This window comes from Streptomyces atratus, assembly GCF_014648655.1.
GTDB lineage: Bacteria > Actinomycetota > Actinomycetes > Streptomycetales > Streptomycetaceae > Streptomyces > Streptomyces atratus.
In genome coordinates, this window is record NZ_BMRN01000003.1 from 391826 (window position 1) to 418379 (window position 26554).

At 70.0% G+C, this 26554-nt stretch carries 27 protein-coding genes; 14 read left to right on the top strand and 13 right to left on the bottom strand.

The genetic code is table 11. The features are described from left to right. The first annotated feature begins 3 nt into the window (after positions 1 to 3). From IEZ15_RS07445 to IEZ15_RS07460, 4 genes are all read left to right on the top strand, one after another. Positions 4 to 714, top strand: a complete 711-nt coding sequence (locus IEZ15_RS07445; RefSeq protein WP_114246189.1) for a DUF3017 domain-containing protein — start codon at positions 4 to 6, stop codon at positions 712 to 714. Between the two features lie 432 nt (positions 715 to 1146). Continuing rightward, positions 1147 to 1632, top strand: coding sequence for a helix-turn-helix domain-containing protein (locus tag IEZ15_RS07450; protein WP_373302516.1), 486 nt, complete (start codon positions 1147 to 1149; stop codon positions 1630 to 1632). A 251-nt stretch (positions 1633 to 1883) separates the two neighbouring features. After that, the gene (locus IEZ15_RS07455; protein ID WP_189275160.1) at positions 1884 to 2873 is read left to right on the top strand and encodes a malate dehydrogenase; all 990 of its coding nucleotides are present in this window, start codon (positions 1884 to 1886) and stop codon (positions 2871 to 2873) included. Between the two features lie 132 nt (positions 2874 to 3005). Next, entirely contained in the window at positions 3006 to 4370 is a 1365-nt protein-coding gene (locus IEZ15_RS07460) for a B12-binding domain-containing radical SAM protein (RefSeq protein ID WP_229845790.1), read from the top strand. Between the two features lie 21 nt (positions 4371 to 4391). Here IEZ15_RS07460 and IEZ15_RS07465 read toward each other — a convergent pair whose 3' ends face one another. Both IEZ15_RS07465 and IEZ15_RS07470 read right to left on the bottom strand, forming a co-directional pair. Then, positions 4392 to 5126 carry an isocitrate lyase/PEP mutase family protein gene (locus IEZ15_RS07465; RefSeq protein ID WP_189275164.1) on the bottom strand — a complete coding sequence of 245 codons (735 nt, stop codon included), beginning with the start codon at positions 5124 to 5126 and terminating at the stop codon, positions 4392 to 4394. A gap of 59 nt (positions 5127 to 5185) precedes the next feature. Continuing rightward, entirely contained in the window at positions 5186 to 5701 is a 516-nt protein-coding gene (locus tag IEZ15_RS07470) for a carboxymuconolactone decarboxylase family protein (protein WP_114246193.1), read from the bottom strand. Positions 5702 to 5748: 47 nt separating this feature from the next. Here IEZ15_RS07470 and pdxR point away from each other — a divergent pair, with 47 nt between their 5' ends. Continuing rightward, positions 5749 to 7152, top strand: a complete 1404-nt coding sequence (gene pdxR, locus IEZ15_RS07475) for a MocR-like pyridoxine biosynthesis transcription factor PdxR (protein ID WP_189275167.1) — start codon at positions 5749 to 5751, stop codon at positions 7150 to 7152. 147 nt (positions 7153 to 7299) lie between these two features. On the opposite strand, the gene IEZ15_RS07480 is transcribed toward pdxR, so the two are convergent. Further along, positions 7300 to 8724: an aminotransferase-like domain-containing protein gene (locus tag IEZ15_RS07480; RefSeq protein WP_189275169.1), complete on the bottom strand. Its 1425-nt coding sequence runs from the start codon at positions 8722 to 8724 to the stop codon at positions 7300 to 7302. 63 nt (positions 8725 to 8787) lie between these two features. Between IEZ15_RS07480 and IEZ15_RS07485 the strand changes: the two genes are divergently transcribed. Next, a complete protein-coding gene (locus tag IEZ15_RS07485; protein ID WP_229845772.1) occupies positions 8788 to 9978 on the top strand; it encodes a trans-sulfuration enzyme family protein in 1191 nt (396 codons plus the stop codon). Next, positions 9975 to 10097 (top strand): hypothetical protein, encoded by a 123-nt coding sequence (locus IEZ15_RS46360; RefSeq protein ID WP_268250353.1) that lies wholly within the window; start codon positions 9975 to 9977, stop codon positions 10095 to 10097. Before IEZ15_RS07485 ends, IEZ15_RS46360 begins: the two co-directional genes overlap by 4 nt. Positions 10098 to 10357: 260 nt before the next feature. Here IEZ15_RS46360 and IEZ15_RS07490 read toward each other — a convergent pair whose 3' ends face one another. After that, entirely contained in the window at positions 10358 to 11209 is an 852-nt protein-coding gene (locus tag IEZ15_RS07490; RefSeq protein ID WP_189275382.1) for a DMT family protein, read from the bottom strand. Between the two features lie 372 nt (positions 11210 to 11581). Further along, positions 11582 to 12787 carry an ornithine--oxo-acid transaminase gene (gene rocD / locus IEZ15_RS07495; protein WP_114246197.1) on the bottom strand — a complete coding sequence of 402 codons (1206 nt, stop codon included), beginning with the start codon at positions 12785 to 12787 and terminating at the stop codon, positions 11582 to 11584. A gap of 241 nt (positions 12788 to 13028) precedes the next feature. Here rocD and trpS point away from each other — a divergent pair, with 241 nt between their 5' ends. Both trpS and IEZ15_RS07505 read left to right on the top strand, forming a co-directional pair. Then, the gene (gene trpS, locus IEZ15_RS07500; RefSeq protein ID WP_093900215.1) at positions 13029 to 14042 is read left to right on the top strand and encodes a tryptophan--tRNA ligase; all 1014 of its coding nucleotides are present in this window, start codon (positions 13029 to 13031) and stop codon (positions 14040 to 14042) included. A 119-nt stretch (positions 14043 to 14161) separates the two neighbouring features. Further along, positions 14162 to 14752, top strand: a complete 591-nt coding sequence (locus IEZ15_RS07505) for a 2'-5' RNA ligase family protein (protein WP_114246198.1) — start codon at positions 14162 to 14164, stop codon at positions 14750 to 14752. A gap of 50 nt (positions 14753 to 14802) precedes the next feature. Here IEZ15_RS07505 and dprE2 read toward each other — a convergent pair whose 3' ends face one another. After that, positions 14803 to 15603, bottom strand: coding sequence for a decaprenylphospho-beta-D-erythro-pentofuranosid-2-ulose 2-reductase (gene dprE2, locus IEZ15_RS07510; protein WP_189275173.1), 801 nt, complete (start codon positions 15601 to 15603; stop codon positions 14803 to 14805). 60 nt (positions 15604 to 15663) lie between these two features. Continuing rightward, on the bottom strand, positions 15664 to 17013 hold the full coding sequence (gene dprE1 / locus IEZ15_RS07515; protein WP_189275176.1) for a decaprenylphosphoryl-beta-D-ribose oxidase: 1350 nt from the start codon (positions 17011 to 17013) through the stop codon (positions 15664 to 15666). 140 nt (positions 17014 to 17153) lie between these two features. Between dprE1 and IEZ15_RS07520 the strand changes: the two genes are divergently transcribed. Further along, positions 17154 to 18083: a YihY/virulence factor BrkB family protein gene (locus IEZ15_RS07520; protein WP_189275178.1), complete on the top strand. Its 930-nt coding sequence runs from the start codon at positions 17154 to 17156 to the stop codon at positions 18081 to 18083. Here the strand turns inward: IEZ15_RS07520 and IEZ15_RS07525 are convergent. Next, positions 18031 to 19479 (bottom strand): D-alanyl-D-alanine carboxypeptidase, encoded by a 1449-nt coding sequence (locus tag IEZ15_RS07525; protein ID WP_373302517.1) that lies wholly within the window; start codon positions 19477 to 19479, stop codon positions 18031 to 18033. The genes IEZ15_RS07520 and IEZ15_RS07525 overlap by 53 nt on opposite strands. On the opposite strand from IEZ15_RS07525, the gene IEZ15_RS44500 reads away from it, so the two are divergent. The 3 genes from IEZ15_RS44500 (at position 19418) to IEZ15_RS07535 (ending at position 22709) form a co-directional block, all read left to right on the top strand. Continuing rightward, positions 19418 to 19663: an SCO4848 family membrane protein gene (locus IEZ15_RS44500; RefSeq protein WP_229845774.1), complete on the top strand. Its 246-nt coding sequence runs from the start codon at positions 19418 to 19420 to the stop codon at positions 19661 to 19663. The two genes, IEZ15_RS07525 and IEZ15_RS44500, sit on opposite strands and share 62 nt — an antisense overlap. Before the next feature lie 29 nt (positions 19664 to 19692). After that, positions 19693 to 20964 (top strand): metallophosphoesterase, encoded by a 1272-nt coding sequence (locus IEZ15_RS07530; RefSeq protein WP_189275182.1) that lies wholly within the window; start codon positions 19693 to 19695, stop codon positions 20962 to 20964. A gap of 188 nt (positions 20965 to 21152) precedes the next feature. After that, positions 21153 to 22709 (top strand): ABC transporter substrate-binding protein, encoded by a 1557-nt coding sequence (locus IEZ15_RS07535; RefSeq protein WP_189275384.1) that lies wholly within the window; start codon positions 21153 to 21155, stop codon positions 22707 to 22709. A 90-nt stretch (positions 22710 to 22799) separates the two neighbouring features. On the opposite strand, the gene IEZ15_RS07540 is transcribed toward IEZ15_RS07535, so the two are convergent. From IEZ15_RS07540 to IEZ15_RS07555, 4 genes are all read right to left on the bottom strand, one after another. Continuing rightward, a complete protein-coding gene (locus IEZ15_RS07540) occupies positions 22800 to 23510 on the bottom strand; it encodes a TetR/AcrR family transcriptional regulator (protein WP_114246205.1) in 711 nt (236 codons plus the stop codon). A 23-nt stretch (positions 23511 to 23533) separates the two neighbouring features. Next, positions 23534 to 23962: a thiol-disulfide oxidoreductase DCC family protein gene (locus tag IEZ15_RS07545; protein WP_189275184.1), complete on the bottom strand. Its 429-nt coding sequence runs from the start codon at positions 23960 to 23962 to the stop codon at positions 23534 to 23536. 7 nt (positions 23963 to 23969) lie between these two features. Beyond that, positions 23970 to 24401, bottom strand: a complete 432-nt coding sequence (locus tag IEZ15_RS07550) for a hypothetical protein (protein ID WP_114246207.1) — start codon at positions 24399 to 24401, stop codon at positions 23970 to 23972. 67 nt (positions 24402 to 24468) lie between these two features. Then, a complete protein-coding gene (locus IEZ15_RS07555) occupies positions 24469 to 25695 on the bottom strand; it encodes an MFS transporter (RefSeq protein ID WP_189275186.1) in 1227 nt (408 codons plus the stop codon). A gap of 87 nt (positions 25696 to 25782) precedes the next feature. Between IEZ15_RS07555 and IEZ15_RS07560 the strand changes: the two genes are divergently transcribed. Continuing rightward, positions 25783 to 26292, top strand: coding sequence for a MarR family winged helix-turn-helix transcriptional regulator (locus IEZ15_RS07560; protein WP_189275188.1), 510 nt, complete (start codon positions 25783 to 25785; stop codon positions 26290 to 26292). 19 nt (positions 26293 to 26311) lie between these two features. On the opposite strand, the gene IEZ15_RS07565 is transcribed toward IEZ15_RS07560, so the two are convergent. Further along, on the bottom strand, positions 26312 to 26464 hold the full coding sequence (locus tag IEZ15_RS07565; protein ID WP_189275400.1) for a hypothetical protein: 153 nt from the start codon (positions 26462 to 26464) through the stop codon (positions 26312 to 26314). Positions 26465 to 26554 lie beyond the last annotated feature (90 nt).

Below are 26554 nucleotides of genomic sequence, written 5' to 3' on the forward strand. Positions count from 1 at the left end.
CCCATGGGTGCTGGTACGAGTCCTGCCGACCCGGCCGCCGAGGCGGACGGGACGTCTCCGGTGCCGTCGGACGCGGACGTGCCCGGTGCGGGCGCGGCGGACGAGGCTGCGCCGGATCGGGCTGCGACCCGTGAGGGCGCTGCTTCGGAGGGTGCTGCTCGCGAGGGGGCGGTCGTCCGGGCGGATGCGGACTTCGATGCCGACGCCGATGAGGACTCCGGCGACGCGGACCGGGGCGAGGACACCCGCCCGGAGGCTGTCGCTGCCGCCGGTTCCGGCAGCGGCGCCCCGGCCGGCGCACCGCACGGCGGTCCGCGTCCGTCGCGGAGGTTCCCGTCGTTCACCCGGGACACCGCGCGCCCCGAGGGCGGTGGCCGTGCCGCGTCCGGGGACGCGCCCGCCCCGGCCCGGCAGTGGCCGCTGCTCGCCGTGCTCTGCACGGCCGGGATCGGGCTGCTGATCGTGGCCGTCGACCCCTTCGCAGAGGCCTTCAGGATCGGCACGATGCTGATCGGTGTGGCCCTCATCGGGGGTGCCGTGCTGCGGGTCGTGGTCCCGTCGGTGGGCATGCTGGCGGTCCGTTCCCGCTTCACCGACCTGGTGACGTACGGGCTGCTCGGTTTCCTCATCGTGATGCTCGCGCTGGTGGCACAGCCCGAGCCGTGGCTGGACATTCCGTTCCTGGAGCACGCGGTCCACTTCACGATCCGCTGAGGCCGTCCGTACAGCTGCAGCTGCAGCTGTGGCGCGCGGCTCGAGGACGGTGCCCGTCCCCTCCCCCGAGAAGGGACGGACACCCGAGGGCGGGGGCAGCCACCGGAACGCAAGCGTTCCGGAACATGGTGACTTGAGCGGCCTCGCCCCTGTCCTGGCTTCAGCCTCGTGGACGGCGAAGACCGCTACAAGGGAACCCTGTGGCCTGTGGCACGGAAGTGACCATTCCGCCACGGTGTGATCGCTCCGCAACGTGTTCGGTACGCATCGGTGTGTTCGGTACACATCGGTGGTGCCGGGGGCGTGCGCGGGGGCGCCCCGAGCCCCGAACGCCCCCGTGCGCCCCGTCTGCTGGAACTGTCGTCCTGCGTTCGCGCGTACTTCTGGGTAGTCCAGAGCGGAAGAGGAACCGGATCCGGGCAAGGGGAAGCAATGCCTCGTTGGAAGGCGCTGTCGGATGAACTCGACCCGCAGGTCAGGGAGTTCGCCGGCCAGCTGCGCAGGCTCGTCGACCGCGGAGGGCTGAGTATCGCCGCGGTGGCCGACCGCACGGGCTACAGCAAGACGTCGTGGGAGCGGTATCTGAGCGGGCGTCTGCTCGCGCCCAGAGGGGCGATCGTCGCTCTCGCCGAGGCGACGGGTACCAGTCAGGCGCATCTGACGACCATGTGGGAGCTGGCGGAGCGGGCCTGGAGCCGTTCCGAGCCGCGCCAGAACATGACGGTGCTGAGCGTCAGCGGCCCCGGCGCGCGCAGTGCGGGGATACCGCCCCGGGACCCGGTCACGGTCCGTTTCAACGGCGGCCGGGGGTGGCCGGCCGTCGCCGGCCGGAGACGGTCGGTCGTGCTCCTCGCGGGTGTGGTCGGCGCGCTGCTGGTGCTGGCCGCGGTGGTGCTGCTGACAGGACCGGGGCTCTGACGGCGGGCCGTACGGGAGCCGCCACCCGGTCTCCACCGGACCGCCGCCTTCGGAGCGACCGGGACGGGTGACCGGGATTCGGCCGGGTGAGCGCTGTGTGACGGGTTGTGTGCGGTGCCACAGGGGGCCGGGCGGTCGGGGGGTTCCGGGTCGGATAGCCTGATCGCTGGATATCTCTTCACATCAAGATTCAGGGATGTCCAGCACCAGGGGCAGGGACCCCCACCGCCAGCTGTCTAACGGAGATCGCCATGACCCGCACTCCCGTGAATGTCACCGTGACCGGCGCAGCCGGCCAGATCGGCTACGCGCTGCTCTTCCGCATCGCCTCCGGCCACCTGCTCGGCCCCGACGTGCCGGTCAACCTGCGCCTCCTGGAGATCCCGCAGGGGCTGAAGGCCGCCGAGGGCACCGCGATGGAGCTCGACGACTGCGCCTTCCCGCTGCTGCGCAACATCGAGATCACCGACGACGCCAATGTCGGCTTCGCCGGTGCCAACGTCGCCCTCCTGGTCGGCGCCCGCCCGCGTACGAAGGGCATGGAGCGCGGCGACCTGCTCTCCGCCAACGGCGGCATCTTCAAGCCGCAGGGCAAGGCCATCAACGACAACGCCGCGGACGACATCAAGGTCCTCGTCGTCGGCAACCCGGCCAACACCAACGCGCTCATCGCGCAGGCCGCCGCCCCGGACGTACCGGCCGAGCGCTTCACCGCGATGACCCGCCTCGACCACAACCGCGCGATCTCGCAGCTGGCCGCCAAGACCGGTGCCGCCGTCTCCGACATCAAGAAGCTGACGATCTGGGGCAACCACTCGGCGACCCAGTACCCGGACATCTTCCACGCGGAGGTCGCCGGCAAGAACGCCGCCGAGCTCGTCAACGACGAGGCGTGGCTGGCCGACACCTTCATCCCGACCGTCGCCAAGCGCGGCGCCGCGATCATCGAGGCCCGTGGCGCGTCCTCGGCCGCCTCGGCCGCCAACGCCGCCATCGACCACATCCACACCTGGGTCAACGGCACCGCCGCCGGCGACTGGACCTCCATGGGTATCCCGTCGGACGGCTCCTACGGCGTGCCCGAGGGCATCATCTCGTCCTTCCCGGTCACCACGAAGGACGGCAAGTACGAGATCGTCCAGGGCCTGGACATCAACGAGTTCTCCCGTACGCGCATCGACGCGTCGGTGCAGGAGCTCATCGAGGAGCGCGACGCGGTTCGCGAGCTCGGCCTGATCTGATCCGTACGCCCTCCGAGGCGTACACCACCGTCCCCGGCAGCGACTGCTGCCGGGGACGGTGGTGTCGGTACGTGGCCGTGGCCGGGAACTGACCGCCCCGCTTCCCGAGTCTGGGCTGTCATGCGCGTGACGATGATTCTTCCGGCCCTGACCGAGGCGACCAGCCCGTTGTTCCGGCCCATCAAGTACTCGCTCTTCCCGCCGCTCGGCCTGGCGACCCTCGCCGGCTACCTGGACCCGGACGACGAGGTGACGCTCCTCGACGAGCATGTCGAGCGGGTCGACATCGAGACGCTCGACAGCCCCGATCTGCTGGTCGTCCAGCCGTACATCACCTCCGCCCGGCGCAGCTACGAGATAGCCGATCACTTCCGCGCCCGGGGTGTCCATGTCGCCATGGGCGGCCTCCATGTGACCTCGCTCCCGGACGAGGCGTCGGCACACGCCGACACGATCTTCACCGGGCCGGGGGAGGACACCTGGCCGCTGTTCCTGAAGGAGTTCCGGGACGGTGTGCCGGGCCGCCGGTACGACTCCAAGCTGCGCACCCTGGCCGGACTGCCGCCCGTACGGCGGGACCTGATCAAGCGGCATCTGTATCTGGTGCCCAACTCGATCGTCGTCTCGCGCGGCTGCCCGCACCACTGCGACTTCTGTTACAAGGACGCGTTCTTCGAGGGCGGCAAGTCCTTCTACACCCAGGCCGTGGACGACGCCCTCGCCGAGATCGAGCGGCTGCCCGGCAGGCATCTGTACTTCCTCGACGATCACCTGCTCGGCAACCGGCGCTTCGCCGAGGCGCTCTTCGACGGGATGGCCGGAATGGGGCGGCTCTGGCAGGCGGCCGGCACCGTGAAGTCGGTCCTCCAGCCGGATCTGCTGGAGCGGGCCGTGGACGCGGGGCTGCGCAGCCTGTTCGTCGGCTTCGAGACCGTCAACAGCGCGAACCTCGCCGAACGCCGCAAGGACCAGAACATCGGCAAGGACTACGCGGCCGCCGTGCGCCGGCTCCATGACACCGGTGTCATGGTCAACGCCAGCTTCGTCTTCGGGCTCGACCACGACGGCCCGGACGTCTTCGACCGTACGGTGGAGTGGGCCGTCGAGCAGGGCATCGAGACGGCCACCTTCCACATCATGACGCCGTATCCGTCCACCGGTCTGTGGAAGCAGATGGAGGCCGAGGACCGGATCGTCCACCGGGACTGGGATCTCTACGACACCCGCCACGTCGTCCACCGCCCGAAGGGAATGACTCCCCGCCAGCTGGAGGACGGGTACTGGCGCGCGTACCGGGACTTCTACCGGTGGTCCAACATCTGGCGCGGCGCGGCCGCCCAGCCGGGCACGCACGAGCGGCTCAGGCATCTGGCGTACGCGGGCGGCTGGAAGAAGTTCGAACCCGCGTGGGACGCCCTGATCCGCTCCCGCAACGTGGTGCGGGCCATGCCGATGCTGGAACGGACCCTGGCGGCCTTCGGCGGCAGACAGGCGTGACCGTGCGCGGCCCCGGGGCGCCTACCCCTTCCGCAGCTCTTCCGCGATCTCGCGTACGGCTGCCATGGCCCGGCGCTGCAGTCCGGGACCGAAAGTGATCCGGTCGGCGCCCAGTTCCCCCAGTCGGCGCGGGGTCGGGCCGTCCGGCCGGGCAAGGGCGTTGAGCGGGGCCGGGACGGCGGCGGCCAGCCGGGGCAGGGCCTCGGGCGGGGCCATGATCGGGTAGACGCAGTCCGCGCCCGCCGCCACGTACAGCAGGGCGCGGCGGACCGTCTCCGTCTCCGGGTCGGTGCCCTCGGGGACGCCCCGGACGTAGGTGTCGACGCGGGCGTTGATGAAGAGCGCGTCGCCCGCGACCGCCCGCACCTGCGCGAGCCGGTCCGCCTGCCGCTGGGCGTCGACGAGGGTGCCGTCGGCCGAGTCCTCCAGATTGCAGCCGACGGCCCCGGTGCCGAGGAGCCGCTCCACCAGCTCCTCCGGGTCCAGTCCGTACCCCGCCTCGATGTCCGCCGAGACGGGCACGGAGGCCGGGACGGCCCGCACGATCCTGGCCACGGCCGCGAACATCTCGTCGGCGGGCGTCGCCCCGTCCTCGTAACCGAGCGAGGCCGCGACCCCGGCGCTCGGTGTGGCGAGCGTCGGGAAGCCCGCCTCGGCGAAGACGCGCGCACTCCCGGCGTCCCACGGGCCGGGGACGACCAGTGGGTCGCCGGGGGTGCGGTCGTGATGCAGGGCGCGGAGGACGGATGCGGTCACGCGGGGCTCCTGTGGGTGTGTCGGGGGAGTGGCGGTGCGCGTCGGGGTTCCTGCGGGGGTCAGTGCTTGATGTCGCCCGGCGTGTAGTGACCGGGCACCATGCGAGTGGTCACGGCGAACCGGTTCCAGGCGTTGATCGTCGTGATCGCGGCGATGAGGTGGGCGAGCTCGGTCTCGTCGAAGTGCTTGGCGGCCTTCTCCCACACCTCGTCCGGAACGAAACCGTCGGTCAGTACGGTCACCGCCTCGGTCAGCTCGATGGCCGCGATCTCCTTGGGCGTGTAGAAGTGCTGCGACTCCTCCCACGCGCCGAGCTGGACGATCCGCTCGATGGACTCGCCCGCCGCCAGGGCGTCCTTGGTGTGCATGTCGAGGCAGAACGCGCAGTGATTGAGCTGCGAGGAGCGGATCTTCACCAGCTCCCCGATGACCGGGTCGAGGCCCTTGCGGGATGCCGCGTCCAGCCGGACCAGGGCCTTGTAGACATCGGGGGCGAGTGCGGCCCACTGCTGCATACGGGGGGTGTGCTCGGGGTTGAGTTCGGAGGTCGGGTGGCTGTGCTCGTTCGTCGTCATGGGTACGACGTTACGGCGAGGATGGCGCAGCTGTATGGTCCATTTCCATGACAGATTCCTGGGCCACTTTCGGTGCCGACCTGCATCTGGAAACGACGGGTGCGGCGGGGCTGCGGGCCGGGCTCATGGACGCCCTGCGCGAGGCCGTACGGACGGGGCGGCTCGGGCCCGGCACCCGGCTGCCGTCCTCCCGCAGCCTCGCCGTGGACCTCGGCATCGCCCGGAACACCGTCGCCGACGCGTACGCGGAGCTGGTCGCCGAGGGGTGGCTCACCGCCCGGCAGGGTTCGGGGACCAGGGTGGCGCGGCGGGCCGAGCCGCGCCGGACGGCCACCAGGGCGACACGCTCCCGGCCGGTGCGCTCCCGGCCCGCCCACAACCTGCTGGCCGGGTCGCCCGACCTCTCGACGTTCCCGCGCGCCGACTGGCTCAAGGCGGCCCGCCGCGCCCTGACCGCCGCACCCAACGACGCCTTCGGGTACGGCGATCCGCGCGGGCGCATCGAGCTGCGCACCGTCCTCGCCGACTATCTGGCCCGCGCCCGCGGTGTGTACGCGGACCCGGAGCGGATCGTGATCTGCGCCGGTTTCGTGCAGGCGCTGAAGCTGATGGGGACGGTGCTGCGCAAGCGGCGGGTGCGGGAGGTGGCCGTCGAGTCGTACGGACTGGACGTGCACTGGAAGCTGCTCGCGGACGCCGGTCTGCGCATGCCCTGTCTGCCGGTCGACGGACTCGGGGCCAGGACCGGTGAACTGGCCGGGCTGCGCGGTGTGGGTGCGGTCCTGATGACGCCCGCGCACCAGTTCCCGACGGGGGTGCCGCTCCATCCCGAACGGCGGGCCGCGGCGGTCGACTGGGCGCGCGGCACGGGCGGACTGATCCTGGAGGACGACTACGACGGGGAGTTCCGCTACGACCGGCAGCCGGTCGGTGCGCTCCAGGGCCTCGACCCCGAACGCGTCGTGCACCTGGGAACGACGAGCAAGTCGCTGGCGCCCGGACTGCGACTGGGGTGGATGGTGCTGCCGGAGAATCTGGTGGGGGAGGTGGCCGAGGCCAAGGGGCTGAGCGACTGGTCGTCGAGCGCGCTGGAACAGCTGACGCTCGCGGAGTTCATCGAATCGGGTGCGTACGACCGTCATGTGCGCTCGATGCGGCTGCGCTACCGCCACCGTCGCGACCAGCTCGTCGCGGTGCTGGCGCAGCGGGCGCCCGATGTCCGGATCAGTGGTATCGCCGCCGGACTGCACGCCGTGCTCGAACTCCCGGAGGGCAGTGAGCCCTCGGTGATGCGGGCGGCCGCGTGGCAGGGGCTGGCACTGGAGGGGATCTCGCGCTTCCGGCACCCGGAGGCGGAGCCGGGGCGCGACGCGCTGGTCATCGGCTACGGGACACCGACCGACAGCGCCTGGGCAGGGGCGCTGGAGGCACTCTGCCGGGTGCTCTCCTGAGGCCGGGAACGCGAAAGCCTCCCATGTACGGATCACTTCTCCGAGTGGGGCCGCCCGGCCGCTTTGTCCCGCGTCTCCTCCTTTCCTTTGGGGTGCACCGGATCCTTTGGGGTGTACCGGAACGCATGCTTCCGCTTGCTTGCTTCGTCAGGCCACCGTGAAGGAGCGGAGGGGGCCCGAGCCGTGGCCGGACTCGCACGCGGCCCACGCTTCGCCGAGCCGGTCGACCGCGATCCGCAGGGTCTCGGGTTCGTTCACGAAGGACAGGCGGAGGTGATCGGCGAAGCCGCGGTCGGGCGAGGTTCTGGCGCCGGGGAGTACCTGAACTCCGTACCCGAGTGCGAGCTGGGCAAAGGTCTCTCCGTCGCCGTGCGGGAGCCGTACCCACAGGAAGGGGCCGCCGGACGGGCGGGTCCACGACCATGTCGGCAACCGTGACCGCAAGAGTTCGCTCATCAGGTCGAGACGTGCGGTCAGTTGCCCTCGCCGTGCCGTGGCCATGTCCTCGGACACCGGGAGGAGACGGGAGGCCAACTGCTGGCCGACGTCTGAGGACCCGAGGTCTGCCACGACCTTCAGGCGGGCGAGCCTGGTCATCAGCGCGCCGGGCGCCCGCAGCCAGCCGATCCGCAGGCCGGGCCAGAAGAGCTTGCTCAAGGATCCGACGGTGATACCGGTAGCGGCGGTCGGCAGGGGGTGCCAGCGCCCTTCGAAGACCAGGTCGGCGAGGGTCGTGTCGTCGACGACCGGGACACCGGCGCGCTCGGCGAGCCGGGCGATCTCGGTGCGGCGCTGGGTGCTCATGACCGTACCTGTCGGGTTCTGGCAGGTCGTCATCACGTACAGCAGCGAGACGGGGTGACGGGCGAGCGTCTCGCGCAGCGGGCGTACTTTGATGCCCTCGGCGTCGGTGGGCAGCGCGAGGAGCCTTGCCCCTGCGGCGTGGGCGGCGTCGAGTGCGCCGACGTAGCTGGGGTTCTCGGTGACGATGACGCCGCCGTTGCGGCCGAACAGTGTGAAGAGCAGGCTGATCGCCTGCTGCGCTCCGTTGGTGACGAGCACTTCGTCGGCCGTGGTCGGCAACCCGAGCCGGGTGTGGCGGGCGGCGATCCGGGCCCGCAGGGAGGGAAGGCCGAGCGGCTGGTAGCCGAAGCCGGCGGTCGGCTCGTGCAGGCCGGTGGTGTCCGCTGCCGGGCGGGGTACCGCTTCGGGGCCGACGACGACGGATCCGGACAGGTCCACCACACCGGCTGCCGGCTCGCCCGTCAGTTTGGCCGACGGCATGGTCGCGGCGGGGACCGCGGGGCCGATCCAGCGGCCGGAGGCGACGACCCGGGTGCCGCTGCCGCGCTCGCTTTCCAGCAGACCCTCCTCACGCAGAAGCCGGTAGGCGCCGATCACGGTGGTCCGGCTGATGCCCAGCGACCGTGCGAGGTCGCGCTCGGAGGGCAGCCTGGAGCCGGCGCCGAACTCACCCCGGCGCACGGCGCCACGAAGGCCCTCGGCCAGCCGTTGGTAGAGCGGTCCGGGCGAGCCGCTGATGAGACCAGCTGACGGGGTCGAGGCATTCATGCAGTCCAATGTTGCCCTGATTGGATATCGGAAACAATGCCAATCGGCCTGCATGCTCGCGCTATGGACTCTTTCCTGGCCCTTGAGACTCTTCTTGCGCACGCCGATGCCGATCCCGAAGAACTGAGCGTCGCGCCCCCCATCCACCAGGCGGTGAACTACTCGGCCGCCACGGCGGAGGAGTTCGACGCGCTCAACGAGCAGTCCCGGCCCCCGCACTACTACCGGCGCTACGGCAACCCGACGCAGGCCCGGCTGGAGCGCGTTGTCGCGGCCGCGGAGGGTGCCGAGGCGGCCCTGGCCACGGCGTCCGGCATGGGTGCGATCACCACGACCTTGGTTGCCCTGCTGTCCCAGGGCGACCACGTCGTCGCCCAGCACAGCATGTACGGCGGCACGCTGAGTCTGCTGCGGGATGTCGCACCCCGCTTCGGCATCGAGGTGACCTTCGTGGACCAGACGGACACCGATGCCTTCGCCCGGGCCCTCACGCCGGACACCAAGCTGATCATGTTGGAGACGCCCAGCAATCCGCTGCTCCGGCTGACCGATGTGAACGCGGTCACCGCGCTGGCCCGCGCCCGCGGCATCCTCACCTTCGCCGACAACACCGTGGCGACCCCCTTCAACCAAAGGCCGCTGGATCAGGGCGTGGACCTCGTCATGCACAGCGTCACCAAGGCCATATCGGGGCACGCGGACGTGCAGGCCGGGATCGTGCTCGGGAGCGACGAGCTGATCGAACGGCTCTGGAAAGCGCACACCATGGTGGGCTCGGTGATCAGCCCGTTCGACGCCTGGCTCGCGCTGCGCGGCCTGCGGACACTGTCGTTGCGGGCGGAGCGGCAGAATCGGTGCGCGCAGGCCGTCGCGGAGTACCTGGCCGGTCACCCCGCGGTACGAACGGTGAACTACCCCGGGCTCCCCGGTCATCCCCAGCACGACCTCGCGAAGCGGCAGATGAGGGGTTTCGGCGGACTGCTGAGCTTTGAACTCCGCGGTGGCCGGCTGGCGGCCGAGCAGCTCATCTCGGCGCTGCGCCTTCCGGTGCGTTCCCCCAGCCTGGGCGGCACCCGCTCGACGCTGGTGCGGCCCGCCGCGATGTGGTCGAACGAACTGACCGAGGAGGAACTCGCCGAGGCCGGAGTTCCGGCCGGCCTGATCCGGTTCGCGGTCGGCCTCGAACACGAAGCAGACCTGATCGTCGATCTCGGTCAGGGGCTCGCCGGGCCGGACTCGGAGAACGTCGAATGACGGCGGACTCGCGACCGATGGTCCCCGGCGCGGAACGGGCCGAGGCCAAGGACCCGATGCCCGTACGCGACCCATGGGACGACCGGGTGATTGCCTGCGTCCCGCAGGCCGGGCCCTGACACGCGCACACGGTCGTCGCCACAGCCGCAACCATCCGCGGACGGCTGCCGTGCCTCCGCCCACGCCGAAGTGCTGCGCGGGGCCGCCGCGCGTGCCGGTCCGCGTGGCAGGCGGATCGTGCCGCCACCTCATCGACACCGGCGTCGTCCCGCAGCCCAATCCGATCGGAGTACCCAGACCGTGACTTCCGCGCAGTCCACCGTCCGCTGCACGCGGCACGATTCCATCGAGGGCGTCGCCGACGGCCTCGCCCGCTTCCTCAGCCGTCACTGATCCGGCCGGCCGGCATGTCCGCCGGGGCCTCGCCGAACCGGGCCAGGGCCAGCGCTCCCGCCACCGCCACCACGAAACCGGCGACCGCCGGCCAGACCAGGCCCTCGCGGGTACGGTCCCCGAGCCAGATGACGCCGACGAGCGCCGGGCCGATCGTCTCGCCCAGCACCATGCCGGCCGTCGCCGTCGTCACAGAACCGCGCTGCAGCGCCGAGGTGAGCAACAGGAACGCCGAACCGCCGCCCAGCAGCAGCGCGTACCCGGCGGGGTTGGTGAGCAGCGCCGACGGGGACACGTCGTCGATCAGCCGGACGGTGACCTCGACCACCCCGAAACCGCAGCCCGCGCCCAGGCCCAGGACCAGAGCCCGCGGCCGTTCCGGGAGCCGTCCGGCCGCCGCGCCGATCAGCAGAATGCCGAGGGAGATTCCCAGCATGGTCCAGCCCAGGGCTGCCGAACCGGTCCCGTGGCCCTCACTGCCGGAGGAGAGCCCCAGCATGCCCAGGCCTGCGCAGACGACGCCGACCGCGGTCCATTCGACGCCGCTCAGCCGCACCTTGAGGAGCCGGGCGGCGACCACCGCCGTCACGGCGAGACTCGCGGCCAGGGCGGCGCCCACCGCGTAGATCGGCAGGGACCGCAGGGCGATGATCTGGAGGGCGAAACCGCAGCCGTCGAGGGCGAGTCCGGCGATGTAGCGCCACTGGCGCAGGGCGCGCAGCAGCAGCGCCGGATCGACCCCCGCGTCCGACCCCGGCGCGGCTGCGGCGCGCGAGGCGACGGCCTGGAGGACGGAGGCCGTGCCGAAGCAGACGGCGGCGCCGAGCGCGCAGATCATCCCGAGGAACACACTGGGACTCTACTTGCGGCCGTTCGGCGCACCCATTTTCGGCCGTTTTATCCCATAACTGGATCAGTGGCTTGGTTTGTTGGCTTGATTCATAAATTATTCGTGGGAATCGTGATTCACCCGCTGGTCAGCACGTCTCAGCGGAGCGAACACCCCCGGCGAACTCCTCCAACCGGCCCCGGGACTGCGTGAGTTCATCCACCCTCATACCAGCAGGAAACCACCAGAACGGCCACTTGCCCAGAGATGTAACAAAGCCCTACTGGCCAGGGCCCTTCGTTCGGATCACGCCGGGCTCGCGGGCCCTGACCCGATCCGGACGAAAGGCCCCGGAACCTGCCCGGCGACGACCGACGGAACTCAGCCGCGCAGGACGCCGCGGAGCTGCTCGAGCCCCCAGTCCAGGTCCTCCTTGCTGATCACCAGCGGCGGGGCGATCCGGATCGTCGAGCCATGGGTGTCCTTGACCAGCACCCCCCGGTCCATCAGCTTCTCGGAGATCTCCCGGCCGGTGCCGTGGCTCGGGGCGATGTCGACGCCCGCCCACAGCCCGCGTCCCCGTACCGCCTCCACCGCGCCCCCGCCCACCAGCAGCCCCAGCTCCTGGTGGAGGTGCTCGCCCAACTCGGTGGCCCGCTGCTGGAATTCGCCGGTACGGAGCATCGCGATGACCTCCAGCGCGACCGCACAGGCAAGGGGATTCCCGCCGAACGTCGAACCGTGCTCACCGGGCCGGTAGACCCCGAGCACATCCTTCGACGAGACCACTGCCGACACCGGGACCACACCGCCGCCCAGCGCCTTGCCGAGCACATACATGTCCGGCACGACACCCTCGTGCTCACAGGCGAAGGTCTTCCCGGTCCGGCCCAGGCCCGACTGGATCTCGTCCGCGATGAACAGCACATTCCGCTCACGGGTGAGTTCGCGCACCCGGGGGAGGTAGCCGGGCGGCGGCACCAGCACCCCGGCCTCGCCCTGGATCGGCTCCAGCAGCACCGCCACGGTGTTCTCGGTCATCGCCTCCGCGAGCGCGGTCAGATCCCCGTACGGCACGATCTCGAACCCCGGCGTGTACGGACCGAAGTCCTCCCGTGCCTCCGGGTCCGTGGAGAAGCTGATGATCGTCGTCGTCCGGCCGTGGAAGTTGTTCGCGGCGACGATGATCTTCGCCATGCCGTCCGGGACGCCCTTCACCCGGTAGCCCCACTTGCGGGCGGTCTTGACCGCGGTCTCCACGGCCTCCGCCCCGGTGTTCATCGGCAACACCGTTTCCATGCCGCACAACTCGGCGAGCTGTGTACAGAAATCGGCGAACCGGTCGTGGTAGAAGGCGCGCGAGGTGAGGGTCACCCGTTCCAGCTGTGCCTTGGCCGCGTCGAGCAGGCGCCGGTTGCCGTGGCCGAAGTTGAGCGCCGAATATCCGGCGAGCATGTCGAGGTAGCGCCGGCCCTCGACATCGGTCATCCAGGCCCCGTCCGCCGAAGCGACGACGACGGGCAGCGGATGGTAGTTGTGCGCGCTGTGCGCCTCGGCGGAGGCGATGGCAGTTTCCGTGGTCGACACGGGATCTCCGTTCGTCGTGCGGCGTGGGCGGAGGGTGGTGCCCACTTTGTATCGTCGGTCGGAACCCTGGCGAGGAAACCTTCAATTCACGGCGCGCCCGTCCGCGCCCGTCCGCGCCCTTCCACCGCCCCGCCGGCCCGACTGTGTTCCTCGTCTCATTCACGGCGGCGTGCGTCCTGTGACCGCACACCGTCCGCACCGGCTGCCGGAGATCGGTTCCGTACCTGAGACAATGGGTTTCATGGCCTCTGAACGCCCCCGCGTGCTCTCCGGAATCCAGCCCACCGCAGGCTCGTTCCACCTCGGCAACTACCTCGGTGCGGTCCGCCAGTGGGTGGCGCTGCAGGAATCCCATGACGCCTTCTACATGGTCGTGGACCTGCATGCGATCACCATTCCGCAGGACCCCGCAGAGCTGCGCGCGAACACCCGGCTCGCCGTCGCCCAGCTCCTCGCCGCCGGTCTCGACCCGGAGCGCTGCACGCTTTTCGTCCAGAGCCATGTTCCCGAGCACGCCCAGCTCGGCTGGATCATGAACTGCCTCACCGGCTTCGGTGAGGCCTCCCGCATGACGCAGTTCAAGGACAAGTCCGCCAAGCAGGGTGCCGACCGCACCACGGTCGGTCTCTTCACGTACCCGATGCTGATGGTCGCCGACATCCTGCTGTACCAGGCCGACCAGGTTCCGGTCGGCGAGGACCAGCGCCAGCACCTGGAGCTGACCCGTAACCTCGCCGAGCGGTTCAACGGCAGCTACGGCGACACGTTCACCGTGCCGGACCCGTACATCCTCAAGGAGACGGCGAAGATCTACGACCTTCAGGACCCGTCGTCGAAGATGAGCAAGTCGGCGGCCACCCCGAAGGGCCTGATCAACCTCCTCGACGAGCCGAAGGCCACCGCCAAGAAGGTCAGGAGCGCGGTCACCGACACCGACACGGTCATCCGCTTCGACCGGGCCGAGAAGCCCGGGGTCAGCAACCTGCTGACCATCTACTCCACGTTGACCGAAACCGGTATCGCGGATCTGGAGCAGAAGTACGAGGGCAAGGGCTACGGTGCGCTCAAGACCGACCTTGCCGAGGTCATGGTCGAGTTCGTCACACCGTTCCGCACCCGTACCCAGGAATACCTGGACGACCCGGAGACGCTGGACTCGATCCTGGCCAAGGGCGCGGAGAAGGCCCGCTCCGTCGCGGCCGAGACCCTGGCCCGGACGTACGACCGGATGGGCTTTCTGCCCGCGAAGCACTGAGTCCAAGGGCCCTGGCGGTTTCGCGGCCGCAGGCGTCACACTGGCGACGGGAAGTTGATCCGGTGGATGGCTGAAAACCGGCCATTGACCATCGACCATCGAGGATTGAGGAGAACGACGTGGGGACCGTAACGCTCGGCGTTTCGATCGCGGTCCCGGAGCCCTACGGCAGCCTGCTCCAGGAGCGGCGCGCGAGCTTCGGGGATCCTGCCGCGTATGGCATTCCCACCCACGTCACGCTCCTCCCGCCGACCGAGGCCGAGGCGGCCGACCTGCCCGCGATCGAGGCGCATCTCGCGCAGATCGCCACGGGCGGCCGCCCGTTTCCGATGCGGCTGGCCGGCACGGGGACCTTCCGTCCCCTCTCGCCGGTCGTCTTCGTCCAGGTCGTCGAGGGGGCCTCGGCCTGCTCGTGGCTGCAGAAGCGGGTCAGGGACTCCTCCGGGCCGCTGGTGCGCGAGCTCCAGTTCCCGTACCACCCGCATGTGACCGTGGCGCACGACATCGCCGAGCAGGCGATGGACCGGGCGTACGAGGAGCTCTCCGACTACGAGGCCGCCTGGACCTGTGGTTCCTTCGCGTTGTACGAGCAGGGCCCGGACAGCGTCTGGCGCAAGATCAACGAGTTCCCGTTCGGTGCCGGGGACGGCGCGCCCGTCGTGCCCGCGCAGGGCGGCTCCTCCGTGGACGAGCCCTCCCTGCATCCCTGAGCGGCCCCGGCGGGCCCTCTTCACTCCTTGAGCGCCCCGGCGCCCGAGGATCAGACCGGCAGGCGCCGGAACAGCGGGCGCGGTGCATGCCGCAGTGCCGACATCACTACACGCAGTGACCCCGGCACCCACACCGTCTCCGAACGCCGCCGCAGACCCGTCACGATCGCCGCCGCGACCGCGTCCGGAGTCGTTGTGAGAGGCGACGCCTCCAGCGGAGCAGCGGCGAACCGTGCCACGGTGAGCCGCGGCGTCGCGGGCCGGGCCGCCGTTTTTGGCCGTACGGCGCCGGGGCGTACGACCATCACGTGCACCCCCGTGCCGTACAGCGCGTCCCCCAGCCCCTGTGTGAACGCGTCCAGGCCCGCCTTGCTGGACCCGTAGATGAAGTCGGCACGGCGGACGCGTTCGCCGGCCGCCGAGGACAGCACCACCAGCGAGCCGTGCCCCTGCGCCTGGAGCGCTCCGGCGCACACCAGCCCGGCGGAGACGGCCCCCGTGTAATTCGTCCGGGCGACCCGGACCGCTGAGAGCGGCTCCTCCTCGTCACGCTCCTGGTCGCCCGCGATACCGAAGGCGAGGAGCACCATGTCGATGTCGCCCTCGGTGAAGATCTTGCCGAGGGCGGTCTCGTGGGACTCGGAGTCGAGGGCGTCGAAGTCGACCGTACGGACGTCGGCGCCGCGTGTGCGCAGTTCGGCGGCGGCCGACTCCAGTCCGGGCGAGGGGCGGCCGGCCAGCCAGACCGTACGGGTCCGGCGGGCGATCAGCCGGCGTGCGGTGGCGAGAGCGATCCGAGACGTTCCGCCGAGAACGAGCAGGGACTGCGGGGCACCGAAGGCGTCCTTCACGAAAACACTCCTTGCGGACGAGGGGGCGGGGGAGGACGAGAGGGCGGAAGACCGCAGCGGTCAGAGCGACAGGCGGCGCGACAGGTCCGAGCGGAACGCCCCGTTCGGGTCCAACTCGGCGCGCAGTGAACGGAATTCGGCCAGCCGTGGATACATCGCGGCCAGCATCTGAGGCCGCAGCCGGGAGTCCTTGGCCAGGCAGACCCGGCCGCCGGCCTCCGCCACCTCCTCGTCCAGCGAGTCCAGGAACCCGGCCAGGCCCGGCAGCGCTGCGGGCAGATCGAGGGCGAGGGCCCAGCCGGGCATCGGGAACGACAGCCAGCCCGGGTCGCCTTCGCCGAACCGTTTGAGCACGGCGTGGAACGACGGGCAGCGCCGCCGGGAGATTTGGCGCACGATCCGGCGCAGCGCCTCCTCCTGTCCGTGCCCGACGACGAACTGGTACCGCACGGATCCGCCGCGCCCATGGATCCGGTTCCAGTGCGGCAGGCAGTCCAGGGGGTGGAAGAACGCGGGCAGCTTCTGGAGCTCGCCGACGCGGTACCTGGGGGCGCTGCGGTAGTGGAGCTCGTTGAGGAGGGCGACGGAGGTACGGCCGAGCAGCCCTTCCGGTACGAGAAGGGGTGCGACCGGCAGTTGTCCCGGGCGGAACGCGAGCGGTGTGCGCCGGGCGTGCGCCGGGAGCGCGTACCGGGGGGCGTGCTCCCCGCGGGTGATTACGGAGCGCCCTGTCGCCCGGCCGCGGGCGAGGAGATCGATCCAGGCGGCCGAATAGCGGTAGCGGTGGTCTCCGGTGGAGAGCCTGGCCAGCAGGTCGTCCAGGTCGACGGTCCGTTCGGTGTCCACCGACATCCAGGAGCTGGTGACACGGTGGCACCGGAGCGTGGCGGAGAGGATCACACCTGTCAGACCCAGACCGCCCGCGGTCGCGTCGAAGAGGTCGGTGCCGGGCCGGACCGTGCGGATCTCGCCCTCGGCCGTCAGCAGCTTCAGCTCCTGGACGTGCCGAGAGAAGGAGCCGGAGAAGTGATGGTTGCGGCCGTGGATGTCGGCGCCGATCGCGCCGCCCACGGTGACATGACGGGTGGCCGGTGTGACGGGGGCGAACCAGCCGAGCGGCAGCAGGACTTCCATCAGCCGGTGCAGGCTGACCCCGGCGTCGCAGACCACCAGGCCGGTGCCGGCGTCGATGGTGCGGATCCGGTTCAGCGCGGTCATGTCGAGGACGGAGCCGCCCGCGTTCTGTGCGGCGTCGCCGTGGGACCGGCCGAGCCCCCGGGCGATGGAACCGCGGGGTCCGCATCCGAGTACCGTCGCCGCCGCCTCCTCGTACGTACGGGGGCGGAAGCGCAGGGCGGTCGTTGGGGCGGTACGGCCCCAGCCGGTCAGGGACACGGTGTCGACAGACATGGTGGTGACCGTATCGCCCGAGAAAACCCTTTCGAGGGATTTGTTACAACACTCACCGATATGGGTGATTGAGTAAGTGTCAGCCCGTACGGCGGCGAAGGGGTACCGGTTTTCCGTGCCCGGGAGGGTAGTCGTACGTCATGGACTGGCTGAAAAACCTCCCTGTCATCGGGCCGATCGTCTCCCGGCTGATGGCGACGCACGCCTGGCGCTCGTGCGAAACGCTGGAACGGGTCCACTGGGCCAGGCTCGCCGCCGCGATCACCTTCATCAGCTTCCTGGCGCTCTTCCCGCTGATCGCGGTCGGTGCGGCGATCGGTGCCGCGCTGCTCTCCACCGAGCAGATCCACAAGATCGAGGACAAGATCGCCGAGCAGGTGCCGGGCATCTCCGACCAGCTCGGCATCAGCGATCTGGTCGCCCACGCGGGCACGGTCGGGCTGGTCGCCGGTGCGCTGCTGCTGTTCACCGGCATCGGCTGGATCGGCGCGATGCGGGGCTGTCTGCGCGCCGTGTGGGGCATGGACGACATGGACCTGGGCAATCCGGTCATCCGCAAACTCAAGGACGTCGGGCTGCTCTTCGGTCTGGGCGGGGCGGCGCTCGCGACTCTCGCCGTCTCCTCGGCCGGTTCCGTCGCCGTCGGCTGGACCGCCGGTCTGCTGGGTATCTCGGACCGGGGTGCGGGCGGTGTGGTGCTGCAGGTGGCCGCCTTGGTCGTGGCGGCCCTCGCCGACTTCCTGCTGCTGCTCTACCTGCTGACGCTGCTGCCCGGCGTCGAGCCCCCACGGCGCCGGCTCCTGGTTGCCGCGGCGATCGGCGCGGTCGGCTTCGAACTGCTCAAGCTGCTGCTCGGCAGCTATATGAAGGGCGTCGCGTCGAAGAGCATGTACGGCGCCTTCGGGGTGCCGGTCGCGCTGCTGCTGTGGATCAACTTCACGGCAAAGCTGCTGCTGTTCTGCGCCGCCTGGACGGCGACGCGGAACAGCGAGGACGCCGAGAGGGACTCCGCGCCCGTCAGCGACGAGGAAGGCGGCGCACCAGGTCCGGCAGCGGCCAGCGCCGGTTGACCAGGAACACCCCGCCGGCCAGCAGCGCCAGGACGCCTCCGGCGATTCCCAGCGCGATCCCGACGCCCCCGCCCCCGCCGCCGTCGCCTTCGGCGGCAACGGCCTCGGTGTCGTGCGAGGGGCCGTTCCTTCCCTTGTCCTCCTCGCGCGCCGCCGCGGGGCCCTTCCCGGTGCCGGTCCCGGTACTGGCGGACCTCGGGGGCACCAGTTCGCCGACCGGGGTCACCTTGCCGCTCGCGGCGAAGCCCCAGTCGAGGAGGCCGGCGGCTTCCTTGTAGACGGCGTGGGGCTCCTTGGACGACGGGTTCATGACGGTGACGAGCAGCACCTTGCCGTTGCGTTCGGCGACACCGGTGAAGGTGTTGCCCGCGTGCGTGGTGTAGCCGTTCTTGACCCCCGCGATGCCCTTGTACGGGTCGACGCCGTCCGCACCGGTGAGCAGCCGGTTGGTGTTCTGGATCTTGAAGGTCTCGCGCTTCCCGTTCTTCTTCTTCGCGCCGGGGAAGTCCGCCTCGGCCGTCGAGCAGTACTCCCGGAAGTCCGCCTTCTGCAGCCCGCTGCGGGCGAACAGCGTCAGGTCGTACGCGCTGGAGACCTGATCGGGCGCGTCGTAGCCGTCGGGCGACACCACCTTCGTGTCGAGCGCCTGCAACTCCTCGGCATGTGCCTGCATGTCGGCGACGGTCTTGGGGATGCCGCCGTACATCGAGGACAGCACATGCACCGCGTCATTGCCCGAGCGCAGGAACACCCCGAGCCACAGGTCGTGGACCGTATAGCTGAGGTGTTCCTTGACGCCGACCAGGCTGCTGCCCTCGCCGAGATCGGCGAGGTCCTTCTCCTGCACCGTGTACGTCTGGGTCTTCGGCTGCAGGCCGGGCATCACGGTGTCCGCGAAGAGCATCTTCAGGGTGGAGGCGGGGGGCAGCCGCCAGTGCGGGTTGTGCGCCGCGAGGACCTCGCCGTTCTCCGCGTCCGCGACGATCCAGGACCTGCCCGTGAGGTCCTTGGGCAGTACCGGGGCGCCGACCCCCAGCTTGACCTGCGTGCCGGTCCGGCCCAGCAGCTCGCCACCGACCCGGGACATGCCGGCGGGTGGCTTCGGCCGGTTGGCGGAGGCGTCCTTGTCGACCGCCGATGCCGGACTGACGACAAATGTGGACAACAAGGCGGCAGAGGTGACCGTAAACGCGATCTTTTTCAGAGCAAGCACGGTCGGAAACGTACAGGGCGAGGATATGAATGCGGGTGCGGATTGCTTGACCCGCCGTGCGTTCCGCCGGGACAGCCCACCCCGGGCAGCTTCGCCGGAGCGCGGCGGAGATACTGGGGCCATGAAGCTCAGCCGCCCCGTCTCCTGGTTCCTGCTCGCCTTCGGGGTGTGGAGCTGGTTCATCTGGATCACTTTCGTCAAGAACCTGTGGAAGGACGGCAGCGGACTCGCCTTCGACGACGCGGGTGACCCGACTGCGTACTTCTGGGTGCATCTGCTGCTCGCCATCACGTCCTTTCTCCTGGGGACGGCCGTTGGTGTGATCGGGTTCCGTGGGGTCAGGGCCCTGCGCCGCGAAAGTGCATAACAAGCCGTACGACGGGCGGGGGAGCGCAAGTGGCAGTGGCCGGTCTCGCGGTGACGGCAGTCGTGGTGCTCGCGCTGCTCGTCGGCGTGCACCGCTATCTGTGGCGCCGCTTCGTCGGTGACACGACGGCCGAGGGCAGCGCCCTGCGCCGGACCGGCACGGTGGCCGCCTTCCTCCTGCCGCTGCTGACCATCGGCGCCCTGGTCTCCGGCCGTACAGGTGCGCCCTTCTGGCTCCAGCGGGTGCTGGCCTGGCCGGGATACCTGTGGCTGGCCGCGCTGCTGTATCTGACGCTGGCTCTGCTGGCGGGCGAGGCGGCACGGCCGATTCTGCGACGGGTGCTCGCGGGCCGTGCGAACGGGGCGAGCCGGTCGGACCGTCCGTCGGTGACGAAAGTGCTCACGCCCGAGGCCGCCGACGCCCCCGCAGCGGACATCCTCGTCGCCGATGCCCCCGTAGCGGACACCCTCGCCCTCCCCACGCGCCGCCTGTTCGTCGCGCGGGCCGTCGGGGGCGCCGCCGCCGTCGCCGGGCTCGGCACGGTCGGCTACGGCACGTACGGCGTGCTGCGCGGGCCGCGGGTCAAGCGGATCACCGTCCCGCTCGCCAAGCTGCCCCGCTCCGCGCACGGCTTCCGGATCGCCGTCGTCAGCGACATCCACCTCGGCCCGGTCCTCGGCCGCGCCCACACCCAGCGGATCGTCGACACGATCAACCGGACCCAGCCGGATCTGGTCGCCGTCGTCGGTGATCTCGTCGACGGAACCGTCGCCGACCTCGGTCCGGCCGCGGAGCCGCTGGCGCAGCTGACTGCCCGCCGGGGCAGTTTCTTCGTCACCGGTAATCACGAGTACTACTCCGGCGCCGACCAATGGGTTGATCACGTAAGGGAATTGGGGCTTCACCCCTTGGAGAATGCCCGGACCGAGATCGACGGATTCGATCTCGCGGGCGTCAACGACATTGCCGGGGAGAGCGAGGGGCAGGGCCCCGATTTCGATCGCGCGCTCGGCGACCGGGACCGTACCCGCGCCGCAGTCCTCCTCGCTCACCAGCCCGTCGTCATCCACGATGCCGTCGCCCACGGCGTGGACCTCCAGCTCTCCGGCCACACCCACGGGGGCCAGCTCTGGCCGGGCAATTTCATCGCAGAGTTGGCCAATCCCACGGTCGCCGGGCTCGACCGCTACGGCGACACCCAGCTGTACGTCTCGCGTGGAGCGGGCGCCTGGGGGCCGCCCGTACGGGTCGGTGCACCCTCCGACATCACCGTCGTGGAGCTCGCCTCCCGACAGGCCTGACACTCCGTCGATGGCCTGTTACCGATCTTGTCGATCGACCCAAGGTTTCAAGTGCCGAACAAAAGGCTATGAGTCCCACTTTTGCTCTTCCAGATGTGAAAATCGTGTGATTGGCTGAGCGCAAACATGCGGTGATGTGCGTGTCTGAACGCAACGCCGAGGTGGGGCTGGTAAGGGAGAGCACGGCAATGCGGTCGATCCGGGCACGGATTCTCGCGGTTCTCGCGGTTTTGGTCATCGCAGGCGTCGGCGCCTGGCAGCTGCTTCCCTCGGACGAGGTGAAGAAGGACCCGATCGCGGTCGGTACGACGGACGTAGTCACCTCGCTCGACCCGGCAGGTGCGTACGACGCCGGTTCCTGGGCGATGTACAGCAACATCTATCAGTCCCTCATGACGTTCAAGTCCGGGGCGATCGTCCCCGAACCCGACGCCGCCGAGAGCTGTGGGTTCATCGGCCAGAAGCTCCAGACGTACCAGTGCAAGCTGCGCGACGACCTGTTCTTCTCCAACGGTCGCAAGATGACCGCCGCCGATGTCAAGTACTCCATCGAGCGCATGATCAGGATCAAGACGGATGTCGGTCCGTCGGTGCTGTTCCCGAGCCTCAAGAACGTGGTGTCCGAGGGCCGCACCATCACCTTCAACCTCTCCTCGCGCGATGCGACCTTCCCGCAGAAGCTCGCCACGGGAGCCGGATCGATCGTCGACCGCGAGTCGTACCCGCCGAACAAGCTCCGGGCCGGAAGCACGGTCGACGGCTCGGGCCCCTACATCCTGAAGTCGTACCGGCCGAGCGCCACCGCCGAGCTGGTCCCCAACCCCCGGTACAAGGGTGCGCTGAGCAAGACCGGTGTCCCGGTCACCGTGCACTACTACAAGGGGTCGGAAGCACTCCTGGCGGCCTGGAATTCCGGGCAGGTCGATGTGACGCACCGCCAGCTGCCGCCTGCCACGCTCGCCGAGCTGAACCCCGGCGACCCCGATCTGCGCGTCACCGAGGCGGGCAGCGCCGAAATCCGCAATCTCGTCTTCAACGTCCGTGACAGTTCCCCGTTCGCCGACAAGAAGGTCCGGCAGGCCATCGCTTCGATGCTCGACCGCGGGCCGCTGGTGACCGATATCTACAAGGGCACGGTCGAACCGCTCTACTCGCTGATCCCGCAGGGCTACATCGGGCACAGCACACCGTTCTTCGACGCCTATCCGTCGCCCGATCCCGCGCGCGCGAAGAAGCTCCTGGAGCAGGCCGGCGTGCAGACGCCGCTGCACTTCACCTTCGGCTACCGCGGCGGCGACGAGGCGTACGCGAACGAGGCCGCGGAGCTGCGCAGGCAGCTGGAGGCGGGCGGCCTGTTCAAGGTCACGGTCAAGGCCGTCGAGTGGACGAAGTTCCAGAAGGAGTACGCGGCCGGCAAGTACGACGCGTACACCGTCGGCTGGTTCCCCGACTATCCGGACTCCGACACTTTCAGCCAGCCGCTGGTGGGCCACAACAACAGCCTCCACAACGGCTACTCCAGCAAGAAGATGGACGCCCTGATCGGCGCCACGCTCCAGTACAGCGACCGCAGCCGTACCTCGGCGGACTTCAAGGAGCTCCAGGCGCTGGTCGGTGAGGATGTGCCGCTCGTGCCGCTGTGGCAGAAGAAGGACTATGTCGTCAGCACGACCGATGTCTCCGGTTCGCAGTACCTTTCGGACGGCACCGGCCTCTGGCGGCTGTGGGAACTGAAGCGGATCTGACGGTCCGCCGCGCCGGATCCGGCGCGTACGACAGGCAGAGGGGCGGCCTCCCGGCACTGCCGGGAGGCCGCCCCTCCGCCCGGGACCTGCCTAGGCCCGACGCTTCGCGGCGCCGGGCAGGAACTCCTCCAGCACCTCGTGAATCTGCCGCACCAGCGGTCGCAGCACCCGGAAGCGGGAGAGCGCGATGGCGCGGGCACCGATCGGGGCGGAGCGCTCGACCAGGCGGCGGCTGCGTTCGGTGTGCTCCGTCCGGTCGTACACCCAGTAGAGCACCAGGCCCATCTGCATCAGCCACATCAACTGCGGTAGCAGCTCGGCCAGTTCGGGATCGGTCTTGGCGTCCGAACCGGCCAGGCACCGCCGGTGGATGGAGATCGCCGCCTCGCGGGCCGCGATCGAATCCGCCGAGAACGGACTGAGCGGGCTCTCCGGGTCGGCGGCGTTCTTGAAGAACTGGGCGGCGAAGCGGTGGTACGGCTCCGCCACGTCCAGCCACGTGAGCAGGACCCCGCGCATCCGCACCGCGAGGTCCTTGTCGCCGTCCAGGACCGGCTGGACCGCCGCTTCGTGCTCGGCGGCGAGCCGGTCGTAGAAGCCCTGGACGAGGTGTTCCTTGTTCGTGAAGTAGTAGTAGGCGTTCCCGACGGAGACGCCGGCCTCCTGGGCGATGGCCCGCATCGTCGTCTTGTCGTAGCCACGTTCCTGGAAGAGCCGGAGCGCGGTTTCGAGGATGAGTGTGCGGGTCTGCTCGCTCTTGGGAGCCTTGACTTCCTTCACGTCCTTCGCTTCCTTCACCACAGCCCCGAGGGTATCCGCCCCGGTCAGTCCCCGGATCCGGGGACCGTACAGGCACTGTCCCCGGACCCGCACGGTGTCGCGGTCAGCGACCGGTACTTCGCGGCGGCGAGCACGGTCGCCCGGGCGAACGGGCGGCCTGCCGGGGTGGCCAGCCAGTGGGACCTGGGCCGGTGTTCGGCCAGCGCCCAGAGGCAGACGATCCATGCGTCGGTCCCGCGGTAGATCTGCCCCCGGTCGCCGATCACGGTGATCTCGTCGAGCGTCGCGGCGTGGTCGAGCCCCGGGAAGCGGCGTCGTGCCTCTTCGGAGGCTGCCGGGACGAGGTCGAGCGGGACGAGCCGGCGCTGCTTCATCAGCCACTGGCGCAGATGGACGCAGAGCGAGCACTGTGCGTCGTACAGCACCGTGAGGCGTTCGACGGACAGCCGCTGCCCGCCCGTTCTGACCGTCATGGCGCGCTCAGGCCCTGGTGGTGGGTGCGGCCCACGGACCGTTTCCCGGAGCCGTCCAGCCCTGCGGCGGTACGGGCGGGGTCTGCTCACGCTCCATCAAGCCCCTGCGGCGGATCTTGTTGAGCACATAGACGTTGCCGAGGTGCAGCACGCCGAGGACGAGCAGGACGACGCCGAGCTTCACCGACAGCGCCTCGAAGAGGCCGCGGGCGTCGGCAACCCCGTCGTCGTTCCTCAGATAGAGGGTGACGAAGCCCAGGTTGACCAGGTAGAAGCCGACCACCAGCAGGTGGTTGACGGCATCGGCGAGTTTCTCGTTCCCGTGCAGCACATCGGCGAGGAACACCCTGCCGTTGCGGCTGAGCGTGCGCGCCACCCAGACGGTGAGCGCCACGCTGATCAGCAGGTAGATGACGTACGCGACAACAGTGAGGTCCATGCCCCACCCTCCCTTGAACGCGTTCAAAAGCTGGTGTCATGGACTGTAGACCTGTCTTTGAACATGTTCAAGCAGGTACCTCGGCGGCTCGCTCCCCCTGCTTGCCGGGCGCCCCGAAGCGCCGTACGCCCGGCACCGCCGCCGTCGCCAGACAGGCGGCGCCGACCGTCACCGCAGCGACGGCCAGGGGGACTTCGGCGCCCCAGGCCGAGGCGGCGAGCGGGGCCAGGGCATATCCGAGCGGCATCGCGCCGAGGGAGAGCAGCCAGTCGTACGAGGTCACGCGGGCCAGGGCGTGCGCGGGCACGGCGGACTGGACCGAGGTCTCCCAGACCGGGTTGAGGAAGCCGAGCCCGGCCTGTGCGATGCCGTACGCGGCGATGGTCACGACGACGGGTGCGTGGACGGCGAGAAGGCCGAGCGGGAGGGCGTACGTGGCGAGGCCCAGGTTGGCGATCAGGACCGGGCGGCGGGGGTGGGCCCGGCCGGCCAGCAGGGAGCCGAGGAGCAGGCCGACCGCGCCGGTCTGGAGGAGGGCGACCCAGACGCCCTTGCCGCCCAGTTCCCGGACGAAGAGGGCCGGACCCACGGTCATCAGGACGGCCGCCGCGCAGTTCCAGGCGGCGTGGGCGATCAGGCTCGTCCAGTACCAGTCGCGGCCCCTGACCTCGCTCCAGCCCTCCTTGAGGTCGGTGAGCAGGGAACGCCGGGGGATGGGTACATGCCGGACCTTCATGGCGGACAGCAGCGCCGCGCTCACCGCGAAGCTCGCGCCGTCCAGCACGAAGGCCCAGCCCGGGCCCGCGGTGAGGATCAGGGCTCCGGCGAGGGCCGGGCCGCCGAGCCGGGTCACGCTGTTGACCACCGCCATCAGTGAGTTGGCGCGCAGCAGCCCCGACTCCGCCACGGTGCCGCGGATCAGTGGTGAAACGGTCGGCATCGCGAACGCCCCGGCGGCGCCGCCGATCGCCTCGGCGAGGGCGATCTGCCAGAGCGCGGGGGAGCCGCCGAGCAGTTCCGCGCCGACGAAGAGCTGGGTCACGCACCGTACGAGATCGGTGGTGAGCGCGACGGTGCGGGCGTTGAAGCGGTCGCCCACGACGCCACCCAGTGGCAGCAGGAGCAGCTTGGGGATCATTGCGCATCCCAGGACCAGGGCGAGCGCTCCGGTCGATCCTGTGGCCAGATAGACGGCCAGGGAGAGGGCGGTGGGGATGGCGGAGTCGCCGAGGAGGGAGAGGGTGCGTCCGATGAAGAGCAGGCGGAAGGCGCGCGTGCGCAAGGGGTGCGGCATGCGCGCAATCTATTTTGGTTCCGAACTATTCGTCAACGAAATATCTTGTACCGAAGGATAGTTGGGGGCCGGGCGTACGCTTTCCCCATGGAGCGACGCGACTGGACCGACGGACATGTGGAGCGCTGGAAGCCGGTCCTTCCCCACCTCGATCCCGATGTCGAGGGCGCGGTGACCCGTATGAAGAAACTCTCCGTCCATCTGCGCCGGGTACGCGAACAGTCCCTGGTCGACTTCGACCTCGACCGCCAGGAGTTCGACACGCTCCACAAGCTGGCCGGACGCGGCGGAAAGGCGGCCCCCTCCGAGCTCGCCGCCGACCTCGACCTCGCGCCCGCCTCCGTCACCGGCCGTCTGGACGCGCTCGAACGGCGCGGCTTCGTCCGCCGTACGCCCTCCACCACCGACCGTCGACGGGTCGATGTGGAACTCACCGGCGAGGGCCGCTCGACCTGGCTGGGCGCGATGGACGTCCTCGGCCACGAGGAGTACCGGCTGCTCGGCGTCCTCGACAAGGACGAACGCACACTGCTCAACGACATGCTGCGGCGCATCATGGTGGTCGCCGAGGACCGGGGCGGCGCCGAGTGGGACTGAGGTGCGGGGTGCCGGGCGCTCAGTCGGCTTCGTCGTCAGGGTCTTCGACGACGTGATCGGCCGGCTCCGCCCGGAGTTCGTCCAGATCCCTCGCCAGGATGCGGCCGAACGCCTCGTTCCACTGCGCGGCCGCCTGCTCCACCGACGAACGGAAGCCGCGCCGCAGCGGCACGCCTGCGAGCAGCAGGGTGAACGCGGCGACCGGCCGCAGCAGCGGGCGCCCGTGCAGCGTCGCGATCCAGCGCGACGACGGTGACGGTGT

Bases quoted from the DNA above. Each gene is read 5' to 3' on its own strand.
- IEZ15_RS07445 (WP_114246189.1), top strand. From the start codon at position 4: ATGGGTGCTGGTACGAGTCCTGCCGACCCGGCCGCCGAGGCGGACGGG.
- IEZ15_RS07450 (WP_373302516.1), top strand. From the start codon at position 1,147: ATGCCTCGTTGGAAGGCGCTGTCGGATGAACTCGACCCGCAGGTCAGG.
- IEZ15_RS07455 (WP_189275160.1), top strand. From the start codon at position 1,884: ATGACCCGCACTCCCGTGAATGTCACCGTGACCGGCGCAGCCGGCCAG.
- IEZ15_RS07460 (WP_229845790.1), top strand. From the start codon at position 3,006: ATGATTCTTCCGGCCCTGACCGAGGCGACCAGCCCGTTGTTCCGGCCC.
- IEZ15_RS07470 (WP_114246193.1), bottom strand. From the start codon at position 5,701: ATGACGACGAACGAGCACAGCCACCCGACCTCCGAACTCAACCCCGAG.
- pdxR (WP_189275167.1), top strand. From the start codon at position 5,749: ATGACAGATTCCTGGGCCACTTTCGGTGCCGACCTGCATCTGGAAACG.
- IEZ15_RS07480 (WP_189275169.1), bottom strand. From the start codon at position 8,724: ATGAATGCCTCGACCCCGTCAGCTGGTCTCATCAGCGGCTCGCCCGGA.
- IEZ15_RS07485 (WP_229845772.1), top strand. From the start codon at position 8,788: ATGGACTCTTTCCTGGCCCTTGAGACTCTTCTTGCGCACGCCGATGCC.
- IEZ15_RS46360 (WP_268250353.1), top strand. From the start codon at position 9,975: ATGACGGCGGACTCGCGACCGATGGTCCCCGGCGCGGAACGGGCCGAG.
- IEZ15_RS07490 (WP_189275382.1), bottom strand. From the start codon at position 11,209: ATGATCTGCGCGCTCGGCGCCGCCGTCTGCTTCGGCACGGCCTCCGTC.
- trpS (WP_093900215.1), top strand. From the start codon at position 13,029: ATGGCCTCTGAACGCCCCCGCGTGCTCTCCGGAATCCAGCCCACCGCA.
- dprE1 (WP_189275176.1), bottom strand. From the start codon at position 17,013: ATGTCTGTCGACACCGTGTCCCTGACCGGCTGGGGCCGTACCGCCCCA.
- IEZ15_RS07520 (WP_189275178.1), top strand. From the start codon at position 17,154: ATGGACTGGCTGAAAAACCTCCCTGTCATCGGGCCGATCGTCTCCCGG.
- IEZ15_RS44500 (WP_229845774.1), top strand. From the start codon at position 19,418: ATGAAGCTCAGCCGCCCCGTCTCCTGGTTCCTGCTCGCCTTCGGGGTG.
- IEZ15_RS07525 (WP_373302517.1), bottom strand. From the start codon at position 19,479: ATGAACCAGCTCCACACCCCGAAGGCGAGCAGGAACCAGGAGACGGGG.
- IEZ15_RS07535 (WP_189275384.1), top strand. From the start codon at position 21,153: ATGCGGTCGATCCGGGCACGGATTCTCGCGGTTCTCGCGGTTTTGGTC.
- IEZ15_RS07545 (WP_189275184.1), bottom strand. From the start codon at position 23,962: ATGACGGTCAGAACGGGCGGGCAGCGGCTGTCCGTCGAACGCCTCACG.
- IEZ15_RS07550 (WP_114246207.1), bottom strand. From the start codon at position 24,401: ATGGACCTCACTGTTGTCGCGTACGTCATCTACCTGCTGATCAGCGTG.
- IEZ15_RS07555 (WP_189275186.1), bottom strand. From the start codon at position 25,695: ATGCCGCACCCCTTGCGCACGCGCGCCTTCCGCCTGCTCTTCATCGGA.
- IEZ15_RS07560 (WP_189275188.1), top strand. From the start codon at position 25,783: ATGGAGCGACGCGACTGGACCGACGGACATGTGGAGCGCTGGAAGCCG.